The organism is Pseudomonas syringae CC1557 (assembly GCF_000452705.1).
Taxonomy (GTDB): domain Bacteria; phylum Pseudomonadota; class Gammaproteobacteria; order Pseudomonadales; family Pseudomonadaceae; genus Aquipseudomonas; species Aquipseudomonas syringae_F.
In genome coordinates this window covers 1419713-1434047 of sequence record NZ_CP007014.1, presented here as the reverse complement: position 1 = coordinate 1434047, position 14335 = coordinate 1419713, and the positions used below count along the sequence as shown (strand labels likewise).

Here is a 14335-nt window from a genome sequence, read left to right as displayed (position 1 = left end):
GGTTAGCTATTAAGCAGGCCACTTAGTAGTCGCTCCAAGCCTTCAAGTGCCTGGGCCAAACGTGCCTCAATGTCGCCGTCAGGTTCTGCGATCCAGAACGATGCTTCGGTGACAGCGCCATAGATCATTCGGGCTGTCACGGTGGTGTGCAGCGGTGCCACTACACCTTCGGCAATCAGTCTGTCGAGCGAGGCTTGCAGTGCGGCAATGCCCAGTGATTGCGCGCCTTGTGGAACATCACCGAAGATGGCACGTGCATCCTGCAAGATAATCCGGCGGATTTCCGGCTCCAGTGCCAGCTCAAGATAGGCACGACAATGTCGGCGGAAAGCCTCCCACGGAGAAGGTGCCGCATCCGAAATTGCCTGAAGGCGCTCGCCCACCTCGATCTCAATCTGCTCGATGACTGCGAGTAGCAATCCTTCCTTATTGCCAAAATGGTGATAGATCGCCCCCCTCGTCAGACTGACTTCGGCGGTGAAATCATCCATTGACGTATGGGCGAAGCCCTGGCTGGCGAATGCATGCCGGGCAGCTGCTACCAGCTTGGCGCGAGTTTGCTCAATCATTCCGGCGCGAGTACGGCGTTGTTGCTGCATAAAGCATCCCTTCTTATCTCACATACGCTGCGTACGCTAATTGACATACTGATCGAATGTCAATACGATTTGATCTGACATGCGCAGCGTATGTGAATACTCTCTTATGCGCTGCGAGTGCATCCTGAAGGTACGAGCCGGTTAAATTATGGGCATTCCACAGCACACCGTCGGCTTCAAGGTAGCGGCATCTCTCGCCCTGATCACAATACTTGGGCCCTCGGCCATCGATATGTACTTGGCGGCCATACCCCAGATGACCAGGAACCTGAATACTGACTACGCCACCATGCAGCTGACGTTGACGGTGTTCTTGTTGGCCATGGGCGCGGGACAGCTCTTGTTCGGGCAGGTTATAGACACGCGAGGCCGCCGACGTCCGTTGCTGGCGGGCCTCGTGGCGGTCATCCTGGCTTCGTTATCGGCATCCTTCAGTGAGTCGATGGACGCCATGCTGCTCGCTCGATTCTTTCAGGGGCTGTCTGTTGCCTTGTTGCTCGTTATCGCCATGAGCTCGGTCCGCGACCTCTACAGTGGCATTCGTGCCACGCAGCTCTTCGCTCTGCCCGTGGCCCTACAGGGTGCCGCCCCGATACTCGCACTGGCATTCGGCGGCACGGGCGTAGCCATGCTGTTGGGTGCGATGACCGGCAGCCGTGCGGCCAGTAAATGTTCGGTGAGCCTGATGGCACTGCTGGGAGTTGCAATGATGAGCTGCGGTTCAGCTTTGGCATTGTTCACCGTGTTTGTAGGTGCAGATTTTTATGGCATCGTCCCAGCGCTTTTCATCGCTGTTTTCGGTTTTGGGATCGCCGAACCGTCACTCATGTCCATTGCGATGGCCTCACAAGAACAAGCTTTAGGTGCCACTGCCGCTTTATTAGGTGCCAGCACGCACGTTCCAGGTTCGCTTGCTACACCGTTGGCCGGCTCTCTTGCACAGATCAGCGCGCATGCATGGTTGGCTTTGCTTTTTGTGGCTGCGTTGGTGGGTCTTACTCTGGTTTTTATTAGTGTCCGTAGCGTAAGCAATAAAGTCATAGCCGTACATTGACGATGTGCGCTCATTTGCATGGCGACCTGTTGGATGTTTTGACGAACACTATAAAAAGAAGCTCAAAAACCAGGACGGGCTGCCTGATTTTCAATGCGGGTAATAGGAGGACCGCTCATTAAGTTCTGCCGGCCGCTAATTCTGAAATTATAAGGCACTGGCCCTTGCGCGCGTTTGCCAGAGCGCGTGTTTAGTCTCTTTTTTGGATAGCAGACTATAAAGGTTGCTGGAGGTTTCATTCGGAGCGAAGGCGCTGGGCGGTAAGGATAATAGTGGGCACCCGTATTTTTTGTGATTTTTTTGTTGCTCTTAATGCTGGGTTAATCGAGGCGCATTAGATTATAGCTAATCCAGGCAGACGGATTAGCTCTGCAAATCTACCCACGAGAGGAATGTATAAATGAATATGCCAACCCTAGCTCTGGCTTCGTTTCTTAGTCTGTGCTGCTGTGCAGCTTTTGCTCAAGACGGTGCTGACATGTTGCAAAAACGCCAAGATGCCAGAGCGCTTGAGCGTCAGCAAGCACGTGAGAAGCTTACGGAGTCTCACGATAAAAAACAGAACGAAAAATCTGCTGTAACCTCATCAGCCAAACATAAAGATGTGTCAAAGATCAGTGAAAACTCAACCCATTGAAAGATGCTTTCCAATGCCTAAGCCGACGCACTGACTTTGATGAGGGCCTGAATAGTGAAAGTAATCAAAGATAACGCTCAGTTTGTTTTTTTGGGGCGAATGATATGAACATAGCAGCATCAATCATTCGCCTGTCGAGAAATAAATTCTCATTCAGGCAGGCAGCCTTCAACACCAGTCACAATTATTTTGCGCGGACGCAGACCGTAGCGGCTCCAATGCGTTCTATGTTTAATTCTTTCCTCCATTAGAGTCCAATAATGCACGTGCTGCTTTGTGAAGATGACGAGCTTATTGCCAGTGGCATCGTCGCTGGCTTGCATGCTCAAGGCCTTAACGTTGACCGTGTTGGCTCAGCATCCGCTGCTCATGCGATCTTGGATGCGGCGCAGTTTGACGTGATGATTCTTGATCTGGGGTTGCCCGATGAAGATGGTATTAGCCTTTTGAGATCCTCAAGAAGTCGCGGGCATAAAATACCGGTCTTGATTTTGACCGCGCGTGATGACGTAGATGATCGGGTCAAGGGGCTGCAAGCTGGGGCCGATGATTACATGGTAAAGCCATTCGACCTTAGGGAGCTCTTTGCTCGATTGCATACGTTGGTTCGGCGCGTTGCAGGACGAACGGTAAATCTCATCGAACATGGCATACTCACTTACGACCCCAGTACGCGGGAAACCTGGCTATCTGGCACTGCCATAGACCTTTCGCGTCGTGAGCAAGCAGTGTTGTTGGCTCTCCTAAACAATCCAGGACGTGTTCTCTCGCTTGAGCAACTAAAAGATAGCGTGTACGGGTTCACTGACGAGGTCGAGAGCAATGCACTTAATGTCCATATTTTTCATCTAAGGCGCAAATTGGGAGGGCGGATCATCGAGACGGTTAGAGGCTCAGGGTATCGACTAGGCGTTGCATCTTCACTCCAGAGTTCCTGCTCATGAGTCTGCGTTTGCGCTTAAGTCTGATACTGGGTGTTGCTTTTGTCGCTGTCTGGACACTCGCTGCAACCTGGATGTTCCAAGATGTGCGTAGCCAAATGATGTACTCACTGGATCAGCGACTTGTGGCATCGGCACGAATGGTTGCGGGTTTGGTCGCCCAATTGCCTCAGCCTTTGTCCAGCAAAGATAACGGGGCTCATTTCAGCGCGGATCAGTTGGGCATCCCCGATGGCATGGCTTGTGAGGTCAGTTCGTTACGCGGCGAAATTTTGGCAAGTAACCGCAACAATACTGGCAATGCCATCGCCAGTCCCAACGGTGGTTTTTATGACCAAGTGATTGATGGAGAGCATTGGAGAAGTTTCACGTTTGTTCAGGGCGAAGTTCGCATAACGACGGCTGACCGCGAGCAAGAGCGTGAGCACCTGAATCGCTCCGTCCTGCTATCAGCGTCACTGCCGGTATTGGTCGCGCTTTTGTCCTGCGTCGCGACGCTTTGGCTGGGAATAGGTAAGGGCCTGGCGCCACTCAATCGTATGCGCGATGAATTGAGAAAGCGCAACATTGACTCCCTTGAGCCACTGCACCTTCAGATGCTGCCTTGTGAGTTGAAGCCTTTGCTGGAAACTCAAAACCACTTGTTGATGCGTATCAGCCGGGCAATCGAGCGTGAACGCCGCCTGACGGGTGATGCAGCACATGAGTTGCGTAGTCCATTGACGGCCATTAAGACCAATTTGCAGGTTGCGCAAATGACTTCAGGGGAAGCGCAGTGCCTGGCGTTGAGCCGAGCCGAGCAAGGTACTGATCGTCTGCATAGCACGCTTGAGCAATTGCTTCTGTTGGCCAGGGTTGAAGGCAGCCTTTCATTTGATGATGGAAGTCAATGCGATATCGAAGAGGTGATTTCGTTAGCCGTTCAGGATGCAACCTCCAGCCCAGAGCGGATAGTTAAGATATTTCAGGTTGGAAGACCCCTAGTGTGCCTGGATATGCCGGCCGCACTCGCAGTGGCTGCGCTTCGCAACCTGCTTGATAATGCGCTGCGACACAGTCCATCAAATACGCAGGTTGTCGTTTATGTGACCGACGATAGCGGATTCGCGTTGGTGACGGTCAGGAACGTGGGCGTCGAGGTGTCGCAAGATAATATTCATCTCATGACCGAGCGTTTTTGGCGCGGCAGCTCAAGTACTGGCTGCGGTCTTGGCCTCGCCATCGTGCAAGCTATAGTCGATAGATGCGGGTGCACAATAAAATTCACAGCTACCAGTCAGCATTTTGAGGTGGCGCTGGGCATGCCTTTGATACACCCGAAGTGAAAAATCACGAATATCGTTTTCTGAAAGATTTATAAAAACAGCACGCCTGATATCAAACATTCTGTCTCGATATCATGAAAAGCTTTTTGGTGCGCTGAAGTCAGGGTTTTTCTACTTGAAAAATCTGAAAGTATAGAAGAGCTGAAGGCAGGTCTGGATGAGTACATTCACTACTACAAACATGACCGTATCAAGCTGAAGCTAAACGGTCTGAGCACCGTAAAATACAGGGCTCTGGCGGCAAGCTAAAACCGTCCAACTTTCAGGGGGCAGTCCACGGAGCGATGGGCACGATAAAAGTCAACCTTTCAGACGGCTGCGATACTCGCTGATCATTTCCTTGGTGACATCATCCTTGTAACAGACCGGCGCATACCCGCCCTTACGGCTGTAGGCGCTGCGTTTGCCGCATTGGCTGCCATTGCGGGCAGAGTTGTAGGGGCATGGGCAGTTGCCGGGGTAGCTGTCGATGGACTCTTGAATGATGGCTTTGACGATTGAGGCGTCTGTTACCTGGGTTTCTCTGGCCTGTGCGGAGAAGGCGCAGAGCAATACGAGGATGGTGACGAAACCTGTCCCTGTTTTTTTCATGGCTATTCCTTAGCGGGTGCAGACGGGGGTCTGTTGCAAGGTTTTACCATGATGGTAATGAGCCATCAAATTTTGTTTATTGAGGTGGTTATTGGGGATTTGCCTGATGGCTTGGATGTGACGCGGAGCGTCACGAAATGCGTGCCAACGCGGAGCATTGGCACGAGAGTCATACGGAGCGATGGGCACGGTAGGTGGCAAAAGCCTGCGGGGCTACTGTGCCCCGCAGGCATCATGCATCAGAACTGCCAATCCAGCGACAGGCCCACACCGTGGGTTTTATCCCGCGCACCCAATAGGCCGTTGTAGTCGAGGTTGATGCGCGCGTCCTTGCCCAGCGCCAGGCTGGCGCGGGCGCCGACTACGGCGGCGTCTCGGTCCATGGAGACGCTTTGGACGTTGAAGCTGTTGCTGGCGCTGGCGAAGGCCAGGTGTTGCTCGGACGAGGTGTCGCTCAGGTTGTGCTGCCAGCCGAGGGTGGCGGACACGTCCAGTTTTTGTGTGTCGTTGAGGTTGAAGCGGTTGCCAGCGCGCATGCCCAATGTCGAGAGCACGGTGTCGCGGGTGTCGTCGCTGCCTTTGAGGGCAGTGGCGCCGCCTTTTTCGGTGAAGCTGTCGCTGTCGAAATGGACGTAAGCCAGGTTGGCGAACGGTTCCAGTGCCAGCGGTTGCAGGTTGAGGCGGTAGGCGGCTTCAGTGAAGACCTGGCTCGACTGGGCATCGCGCTTGACCTTCTGGCGGTCGGAGAACTCGCCGAATTGCAGGTCGCGTTTTACGTCGATGCGGTGCCAGCTGTGGGACGCGCCCGCAGTCAAACGTAAGGCGCCCTGTTCGTGGCCGATGTAGGCGCCCAGGTGATAGCTGTCTGCCGAAGCACGCGAATGGGTGTCGTCGCCCAGGCTGAGCGAGGTGTCGCTGTAGCCAGCCATCGCACCCAGGCGGGTGTGGTCGCTGATCAGGCCGTCGACGCCTGCGAGCAGGCCGCCCAGCGATGAGGTCGAGCTGGCGCCGTCGCTGCTGCCAGCGTTTTTACCCCACGCGCCGAGCGCTTTGACCCACACCGAATTGTCTTCGCTGCCCGGTGCTGGCTGATCGTAAAGACCCTCGACGCGCAGGCGATCACCCACGGCATCGCGCAGTTGGCGGCTGTCGTTGATCAGTTGCGTGGCGATGGCCGGATGCACTTCGCCTGACAGCTGGGTGAAGGCGCGGCGTGCGGTGGCGGTGTCCGGGCTGAGGATAACGCTCTCGTAGACTGAATTGCCCGCACCCAGTTGCTCGGCGGCCTGGGCCACGCTGCGCTGGTTGGCGGTTTGTGCCGCGCTGGCGAAGCTGTCGCCGTTACGCGCCAGAGCGAGGATTACGCCGGTGCCGGTGTAGGCCAGATTGCCGCCGAGGAACGCGTAGTCGTCGGTGACCGAACCGAACTGGCCTTGAATGCCGCCGGCCGCTTGCAGCACGTTGTACTGGCGACCGATGACGCTGCTGGTCTGGTTGCGGCTCAACAACGAGGCGTTGTCGTTTTCCAGCGTCAGGGCCATGTTCGCGCCGCTCACGGTGGCAGTGCCGCCGACCACGATGCGGTCGCTGGCGGTGGGTGACAATTCGACCGCGTAGGTCGAGCCCGGCGCCAGGTTTAGGTCGCCTGCGACTTGCAAGGTGCCGATGGAGTTACCCGGCGCGACGATGCCGCCCTGATTGGCGGTCAGCGAAGCAACCCTGCCGTTACCGCCCAAAATACCGCCGTTGTTGACGGTGACGGCCGACGCCAGCGAGCCGTTGATGGCCAGGCGTCCTTGATTGACGAGGGTCGGACCGCTGTAGCTGTTGGCACCGCTCAGCACCAGAGTGCCGATGCCTTGTTTGGTCAGGCCACCGTGTCCGGAGATGTTATTGATCCACACATCCAGCCCGCATTGCGGTCCGGTGCAGGTGCGCTGGGTGGGTTTACCCGCATCGACAATCGCGCCAACGCCTGGCAGGTCAGCCACGAACTGACTGTCGCCGTACGCGCCATCGATTCTGAATTCGGCAGGAATGTCGGCCTCGGTGACGAACATGCTCGGGCCGTTGATGGCCTTGCCTAGGTTGATCATGCCCCAGCCGTACAGCGCATCGACGCCCGGTGCACCGAGGTCAGTGGCGGTGGTTTTCAACACGTCAGCCACTTGCGCGCCGGTCATGTACGGGAAGCGCTCCATCAGCACAGCCATGCTGCCTGCTACGTGGGGCGCGGCCATCGAGGTGCCGTTCTTGTTGGCCCAGCCGACGGTAAGGTCTTCGAGGCTGGTGCCGTTGAGGACCGAGCTGTAGATGCGCGTGCCCGGTGCCGAGACGCAGAAGCTGGCGGTGTAGCCGCAGCGCGACGAGAAGGTGCTCAGTGTGTAGGGCGTGGTCGCGGCGGCTGCGGCGTCGGGGTTTTGTTGCAGGGCGGCCACGGTCAGCCAGTTGGGGGCGATTTCCGGTACGAAATAGCCGAGCCCGGCCATGGCGTCGGGGTTGTTGAGGTTGTAGTCGTTGCCCGCAGCGAAGATGGTCACCACGCCGCTACGCGCTGCGTCGATAGCGCCCTGATATGCGCCACCCGGACGGGTGCCGAGTATCTGGCGGATCTGGTCGAACTGCACTTGCGCGTCCTGCACGGTGAAGTGCGGGAAGGCCGGATCGCGACCGCCCTTGGTGAAGCGGTCGGTGATGCCGATGCCCCAGCTGTTGTTGATGACCCGTGCGCCGCTGTTGACCAGCGCGTTCCAGCCCGCCTGATAGACCGCGCCGTCATTGCCCAGCACGATGCCGTCTTCCGGGCCTGGGTCACCATTGTCGGCGCTGATGATTTGCGCATTGTAAGCCACCCCATGCATCGGTCCGCCGTCACGATTGCCGCCTGCGATACCGCCGACATGAGTACCGTGGTTGCCGAGTTTGCCACCGGAATCCAGGCTCGGCGCGCCGTCGTAACGGAACGCGTCGCCGGCCTTCACCGGGATGTACGGGTCGGTGTATTCGCGGATGCCGCGGGTGACCAGATTCACCACCTTGTTGGGGCTGTCGAATTCCGGGTGTGGGGCGTAGACCGGCTGGTCGAAGATGCCCAGTTTTATGTCCTTGCCGGTGTAGCCAGCGGCGTAAGCCTGATCAGCGTTGATCGCGCCCAGGCCCCAGTCGGCATTGAATTCGGCACTGCGCCAGCTGGCAGCATTGCCCGCCTGCCCCGCTTCTACATAGGGAGCGGCTTGCGCCATTGCAGAGGTCGCAAGGTAGCAGGCCAAAGCACCGCATGAAGCGCGATTGATGGCTCGGATCGCCTGCCGCAGGGGTGTGAAAGCGGTGTGTCGGGGGTTGGATACATCTTTCATTGCAACTACCGTCCTTAGTTGTTAACGCGCACGAATCTCCGCGCGCATGCTGATGCATGCGCGTCGTTCTCTTTGGGTTGGGTTAAAGGCTGCTTAGAACTGCCAGTTAAGGCTCAGGCCGACACCGTGGCTTTTTTCACGGCTGGCCAGTTGGCCACTGTAATCCAGACTGACTCTGGCCTCTTTGCTCAGCGCGATGCTGGCGTGAGCGCCGACCAGCGCGGCGTCGCGGACCAGAGGTGAGCTTTCGATGCCGAAGCTGCTGCCGCCAGACGCGAATGCCAGATGCTGTTCTGAGTCGGTGTTGCTCAGGTTGTGCTGCCAGCCGAGGCTGCCGGACAGGTCGACTTTCTGCCGCTCGCTGATCGCGATAGTTTTCAACGCCCGTACACCGAGGGTACTCAGCACAGCGTCACGGTTATCGCTCCCGGCAGACAGCGCCGCTGCATCGCCCTTCTCGCTGAAGCCATCGGTGTTCAGGTGGACATAGGCCAGGTTGGCGAACGGCTCAAGGGTCGCGGGCTGCAAGCGGATGCGATACGCCGCTTCGGTAAATACCTGGGTGCTCTGGGCATCATGTTTGGTTTTTTCCTTCCCGCTGGCGCCACCGACTTGTACGTCACGCTGCGCGTCGATGCGATGCCAGCTGTGTGCGCCGCCGAGGGTCAGGCGCAGCGCACCGATTTCGTGGCCGACGTAAGCGCCCAAGTGGTAGCTGTCCACCGACGCCCGCGAATGCGTGCCGGAGCCCATGTTCAAAGAGCTGTCGCTGTAACCCGCGACGACACCGAGACGTGTGTCATCGGCAAGGTTGCCATCGACGCCCGCCAGCAGCCCGCCAATCGAGGTGGTGTAAGCGGCGGTGTCGTCACCCGAATCGGTCTTGCCCCAGGCACCCAGGGCTTTGAGCCAGACGTTATCTTGTGCAGCGGTGTTTGCGTCGCTGCCAAACACGCTGGCCCCAAGACGTTCACTGACCGCATCACGCACCTGACGACTGTCGTTGATCAGCACGCTGCCAATGGCCGGATAAATCTCGCCGGACAGTTGCTGAAAACTGGCCCGGGCAGAGGCAGCGCTCTGAGTCAGCAGCAGGTTTTCATAGACTGCGTTACCTGCGCCAAGCTGTTCGGCGGCAGTCGCCACGGCAGCCTGATTAGGGGTTTGCGCCACGCTGCTGAAGGCCGTTGTCTGCTCGATATTCAATGCGACGCCAGTGGCTGCATAATCGAGTCGGCTACCCAGAAAGGCATAGTTGGAAGAAACGCTACCGAACTGACCGTTGACACCATTGGCGGCCTGCAACACGTTGTACTGGCGCCCTACTACGCTTTGAATCGGCGCTGAGTCCAAGGCGACCGGTGTGTTGTCCAGCGCCAGCGTCATGTTTGCGCCTGACACGGTGGCACTGCCGGTGGCGATGATGCGATCACTGGCGGTCGGCGAAAGCTCGACGGCATAGGTCGACCCCGGCTCCAGGGTGACGTCGCCGTTGACCTGCAAGGTGCCGATGGAGTTGCCCGGCGCAACAACACCGCCGCTGCGCGCAGTCAGCCCGCCGATCTGGCCGTTACCACCCAGCGTGCCGCCAGCGTTGACCTGCACAGCCGAGACAAGCGAGCCGTTGACCGATAGCACGCCGCCGTTGACCAGCGTGTCTCCGCGATAGGTGTTGGCACCGTCCAGAATCAGTCGGCCTGCTCCGGATTTGATCAGGCTGCCTTGATACTGACGCTGTGCAGCGGCGGCAGCGCGGGCAGTGCCTGTCGCGTAGTCGGCCTGATCCTGCTGGCTGGCCGTGCTGGCGACACCGTTTTGCCAGCCTTTGCTGAGCAGCGTTTGCTGCCAGGTCGCCTGCTCGGCAGCGTCTTCGGCCTGACGCTGGATCAGCGCCTGATCAGAAATGTTATTGCTCCATGTATCGGTCAGGCCCGTGCCGAGGTTGGCGTCGAAGGTGCCAAGCAATTGGCCCGGCCCACGCATCGCTCGCTCCAGATTGGCCACGCCCCAGCCGACGCTGTTGGTCGGCGCCTGAGTGACCGAACCGTCGAGCTGGGTGGCAGTGGTCAACAGCACTTGCAGCGCCTGCTCGTTGTTCATGTATGGGAAGCGCTCCATCACCAGTGCCAGGGCGCCGGTGGCGTGCGGGGCAGACATTGAGGTGCCGGACTTGATCGAATAACCGCCGCCGGGCGCCGTGCTGTTGATCAATCGACCGGGCATGGTGATGCACCAGTATTTGGAGAGGCCGCACTGGTTGTAGCGCTGACCGTTGCTGCTGTCGAGGCCTGACACGGCCAGCCAATGGCCTTCGAGATCCGGCTCGAAAAACGGCAGCGAAGCCCGCACGCTGGCGTTGGCGTAGCCGGTGTTACCCGCGCTGAACACGTTGATCACGCCCTTGCGGGACACGTTGGCCGCTTCGTCCAGCCAGGTGCCACGGTTGTAATGCTGAGCATAGGCCGCACGCACGCCTGCTTCGGTGGCGTACGTCACGTCGGGCGGCTGGCTGCCCCAACTGTTGTTGATGGCACGCACGCCGGCATCGGCCAGTGCGCCGTACACCGCTTTGAAATACTGCGGATCGGGGTTGGGCCGAACAGGAAGCTGTCGTTCTGGTTGGTGTTGCCGACGTAGATTTGTGCGTTGTACGCCACACCGTGCATGCCCACGCCATCGCGCGCTGCGCCCATGGTGCCGGTGACGTGAGTGCCGTGAGTGTCGTTGTTCGGGTTGATCGCACCGGTGGTGCTGAACGATGAACCATCGACGTAAGTGCCGCTGGCGGTAACGGCGTGATAGCGGGATGGAGTGGCTTCCGGGTGAGAGGGATCAAAACCCGAGTCCAGCGCGCCGATCTTGACCCCGGCACCGGTGATGCCTGCGGCGTAGGCCTGATCAGCCTGAATGCGGCCCAGACCCCAGTCACTCTGGAACTCTGCGGAGCGCCAACTGGCGGCATCCCTCAACTTGCCCTGCTCGACATAATCGGCATAGGCAGGGCAACCAAATGAAAAAGACAGAGCGCACAGGGCACCAGTTGCTACAGGCTTGAACGAATAACGAACAGCACCAACGCACTTCGACTTTTGCATCCCTGCACACCTGTTAATGGTCAGCTCATGATTGAGCGATCCCAGAACATAATCCGCAGTTAAACACTTGGCAACAGATTTATTTCAATTTTGATACAGACCTTCAGATATACGGATAACGCATTTCCGACTATATTTTTCAGTGATATCCGATTGAATCCAATGGATTTATTGACTAATTAGCGACTGTTGAGTTGCTTTTGATAGTGGCTATTTAATTGCACGCCATAACATTTTCGCCATTACACATGGCGTATTTCCAGTAACAGTTTGTTGAGCAACTTACTTGTCTGAACAGGCGAAAGTTGTCCGACAATAATTGGCTGCTACGGATAAGAACACCCCATATATGTGGGTGAAGAGGTGACGCAGAGCGTCACGAACTGCATGCCAACGCGGAGCATTGGCACGAGAGTCAGTTGAATTTGTGTATTACGCTTTTTTCAAAGCAAGGTCGGAAAACGCCGGATTCAACTGATCCGTGCCAACAGCTCGCGCGCCATACGGCGATGCTCTTCGTCGGACTCGTCGATGACCTGTTGCAGCAGTTCGCGGGCCGAGTCGACCTGCCCGTCTTCGATCAGCACCTGAGCCTGATTGATCTGGCTCAGAGGCGGCTCTTCAAGGTCGAGCAGATCGAAATCCGAGTCGTCGTTCATGAAGCTGTCGAGGAACTCATCGCTCAGGTCGTCGGCTGCGGAAGGCGCGACAACTTCAACAGGCTCAATTACATCGGGCTCGGAGAAGTCACTGAGGAACTGCTCGTCAGACAGCTCGAAAACCTCCGGCAATCGGGTCAGGTCCGAAGAAAAACCGGGGTCCACTTCAGCAGGCGGGGTCTCGACGACGGGTTTGCTGCGTGGCGGCGGGCTGTCGAACGGGTCGACCAGGTCCCAGTCGGCATCCATCGACAGGTCATCAAGGTTCAACTGGAACTCATCGGCATGCTGCGGATTAAGGGCCGCAGCGGCAGATTCATCAAGCTGCGCGGCAGGCTCGGGCTGAAGATCAGCCTGCAAAACAGTGTCGTCTTTATCGATAGACAGCGCACTGGCCGCCGCAACCGCTGCTACCGGAATGCTCGCCGCGGCAGGTGCAACGTCGGCAGCCTTGAGTTGCGGGAAGCGATCACGGATGTCCTGAATGGTCTGCGGATCGACGCCATGTTCCAGCGCCGCGCGTTCTTCCCGGACAAAACCAACGCCATCACCCTGCTCCGCCAGCAGTTCCAGCAGCCGGATACGAATGTCATCGCGCTCAGGCTGTTTCTCCAAAGCGCTGCGCAAAATGCCCATGGCCTCGCTGAAGCGCCCATAGGCGATGTAGATGCTCACGCCGTCGAGCGCATCCGGTGCAGACCCGGCCGGACGTGGCGGCGTCGCGGTCTTGATCGCTGCGGGCGAAGATGATGGCTGTGGCGGCGCAACGGCAGGCACTTCGAAGACCGGGAGCATGGCGGTCTGCGCGGGCTTGATCAACGGTTCATCCGGAACAACCGCAGGTGCAGCAGCCAGTTTGCGCTGACGACGCTTTGAATAGACCAGCGCCAACAGCAACGCCACGATCAGTAATACAGCGAGCAGAATCGGCACACTGATAAACGGCTCGCTCGTCGCAGTAGCGACCGGCGTCTGCACGGGTGCCAGCGGCGCTGCTGGTGGATTGGCAGGTGTTGCAACAGGCCGCGCGGCGGATTGCGCCAGGGCAAGGTCACTGCGCAAGGCCATGATCTGCTTGTCCTTGCCGCTCATCTGCTCTTGCATCTCTTGAGCCTGAGCTTTGAGCGCCTCCAGCGACTGGGTCAGTTGCTGGTTTTCAATCGCCGCCGTCGATAGCTGATCAGCCGTGCGCTGCAACTCGGCAGGCGGCGTTGATGTCGGTGCTGTAGCAGCAGGTGCAGCCGCATTGGTCGCGACAGGCACTACGGCCGAGTCCGGCAGCAGCAGGTCCTGGCCCACTTTAAGCCCGCTGCTGGCGCCGCCCGCGAATGCCTGAGGGTTGAGCAAGCGAATGCCGTCCGCCAGTTGGCTCGCCGACACCTTGTTGCCCGGCCCTTGCAGACGGCTGGCGATGCCATTCAGCGTATCGCCGCTGACGACCGTGTAATGCTTGCCTTGCACCGCTGCGGGGGGCGCAACCGGCATGCGGCTTTCTGGCGCAGAGGTTACGGAGCGCGCCTGATTGCGGCTGCGAGTAGCGGCCAGGCCCTGAGGTGAAGTGGCAGGATCGAGCAGTACGGTGTACTCGTGCAGCAGGTCGCCGTTCGGACGCGCCAGCTGGACCAGGAAGCTTAGATAAGGTTCTGTCACCGGCTTGCTGGACACCACCCGAATCACGCCACGATCACCACGCAGCACCGGCGTGAAACGCAGGTCATTGAGGAAGAACACACGTTCGATGCCGGCTTTGGCGAATGCCTCGGGCGAAGCGAGTCTGGCGACGATGTCCTCGCTGCTCAGGCCACCGGTATCGAGCAATTCGATCTCGGCGTTCAGCGGCTGGTTGAGTGCCGAATGCAAGCTGATTTCGCCGAGCCCCAGCGCAGAGGCAAAGGTGGAACAGGTCAGCAGCGAGATCGCCAGCACGCTCTTGCAAAACACGTTGCGCGCCGTGCGGCCTGCACCTTCTAAGGCAGCTATGGAATTCTTGAGCATGCAAACCCTTATGGAAACCACAGCAGGCTTCTCACGTAATCAGATGGACTTCAGTATCCGTCACTAGAGTATGGTTGAGAACT

Annotated in this window: 8 protein-coding genes and 2 pseudogenes; 5 read left to right on the top strand and 5 right to left on the bottom strand. The window is 58.1% G+C overall.

Translation table 11 applies throughout. The features are described from left to right. Positions 1 to 2: 2 nt before the first annotated feature. Positions 3 to 599, bottom strand: coding sequence for a TetR/AcrR family transcriptional regulator (locus tag N018_RS06690; protein ID WP_025389161.1), 597 nt, complete (start codon positions 597 to 599; stop codon positions 3 to 5). A gap of 148 nt (positions 600 to 747) precedes the next feature. Here N018_RS06690 and N018_RS06685 point away from each other — a divergent pair, with 148 nt between their 5' ends. From N018_RS06685 to N018_RS26205, 5 genes and pseudogenes are all read left to right on the top strand, one after another. Beyond that, positions 748 to 1653 carry an MFS transporter gene (locus tag N018_RS06685; protein WP_025389160.1) on the top strand — a complete coding sequence of 302 codons (906 nt, stop codon included), beginning with the start codon at positions 748 to 750 and terminating at the stop codon, positions 1651 to 1653. A 400-nt stretch (positions 1654 to 2053) separates the two neighbouring features. After that, positions 2054 to 2290: a hypothetical protein gene (locus tag N018_RS26210; RefSeq protein ID WP_080265821.1), complete on the top strand. Its 237-nt coding sequence runs from the start codon at positions 2054 to 2056 to the stop codon at positions 2288 to 2290. Between the two features lie 260 nt (positions 2291 to 2550). Continuing rightward, the gene (locus tag N018_RS06680) at positions 2551 to 3234 is read left to right on the top strand and encodes a response regulator (RefSeq protein ID WP_024647179.1); all 684 of its coding nucleotides are present in this window, start codon (positions 2551 to 2553) and stop codon (positions 3232 to 3234) included. Continuing rightward, the gene (locus N018_RS06675; protein WP_025389159.1) at positions 3231 to 4556 is read left to right on the top strand and encodes an ATP-binding protein; all 1326 of its coding nucleotides are present in this window, start codon (positions 3231 to 3233) and stop codon (positions 4554 to 4556) included. The genes N018_RS06680 and N018_RS06675 overlap by 4 nt, the downstream gene beginning before the upstream one ends. A 76-nt stretch (positions 4557 to 4632) precedes the next feature. Then, a pseudogene (locus N018_RS26205) lies at positions 4633 to 4805 on the top strand (IS3 family transposase); the annotation flags it as partial. Positions 4806 to 4856: 51 nt separating this feature from the next. Here N018_RS26205 and N018_RS06670 read toward each other — a convergent pair. The 4 genes and pseudogenes from N018_RS06670 to N018_RS06655 form a co-directional block, all read right to left on the bottom strand. Beyond that, a complete protein-coding gene (locus N018_RS06670) occupies positions 4857 to 5147 on the bottom strand; it encodes a hypothetical protein (protein ID WP_024647181.1) in 291 nt (96 codons plus the stop codon). A 239-nt stretch (positions 5148 to 5386) separates the two neighbouring features. Then, positions 5387 to 8503, bottom strand: a complete 3117-nt coding sequence (locus N018_RS06665) for an autotransporter serine protease (RefSeq protein WP_025389158.1) — start codon at positions 8501 to 8503, stop codon at positions 5387 to 5389. 93 nt (positions 8504 to 8596) lie between these two features. Further along, positions 8597 to 11598 (bottom strand): annotated as a pseudogene (gene eprS, locus N018_RS06660) (autotransporter serine peptidase EprS). A gap of 470 nt (positions 11599 to 12068) precedes the next feature. Next, positions 12069 to 14252, bottom strand: coding sequence for a FimV/HubP family polar landmark protein (locus tag N018_RS06655; RefSeq protein ID WP_025389157.1), 2184 nt, complete (start codon positions 14250 to 14252; stop codon positions 12069 to 12071). Between the last annotated feature and the right edge of the window lie 83 nt (positions 14253 to 14335).

What these genes read in the sequence shown, in the direction of transcription:
- N018_RS06690 (WP_025389161.1), bottom strand. Translation starts at nt 599, where the DNA reads ATGCAGCAACAACGCCGTACTCGCGCCGGAATGATTGAGCAAACTCGC.
- N018_RS06685 (WP_025389160.1), top strand. Translation starts at nt 748, where the DNA reads ATGGGCATTCCACAGCACACCGTCGGCTTCAAGGTAGCGGCATCTCTC.
- N018_RS26210 (WP_080265821.1), top strand. Translation starts at nt 2,054, where the DNA reads ATGAATATGCCAACCCTAGCTCTGGCTTCGTTTCTTAGTCTGTGCTGC.
- N018_RS06680 (WP_024647179.1), top strand. Translation starts at nt 2,551, where the DNA reads ATGCACGTGCTGCTTTGTGAAGATGACGAGCTTATTGCCAGTGGCATC.
- N018_RS06675 (WP_025389159.1), top strand. Translation starts at nt 3,231, where the DNA reads ATGAGTCTGCGTTTGCGCTTAAGTCTGATACTGGGTGTTGCTTTTGTC.
- N018_RS06670 (WP_024647181.1), bottom strand. Translation starts at nt 5,147, where the DNA reads ATGAAAAAAACAGGGACAGGTTTCGTCACCATCCTCGTATTGCTCTGC.
- N018_RS06665 (WP_025389158.1), bottom strand. Translation starts at nt 8,503, where the DNA reads ATGAAAGATGTATCCAACCCCCGACACACCGCTTTCACACCCCTGCGG.
- N018_RS06655 (WP_025389157.1), bottom strand. Translation starts at nt 14,252, where the DNA reads ATGCTCAAGAATTCCATAGCTGCCTTAGAAGGTGCAGGCCGCACGGCG.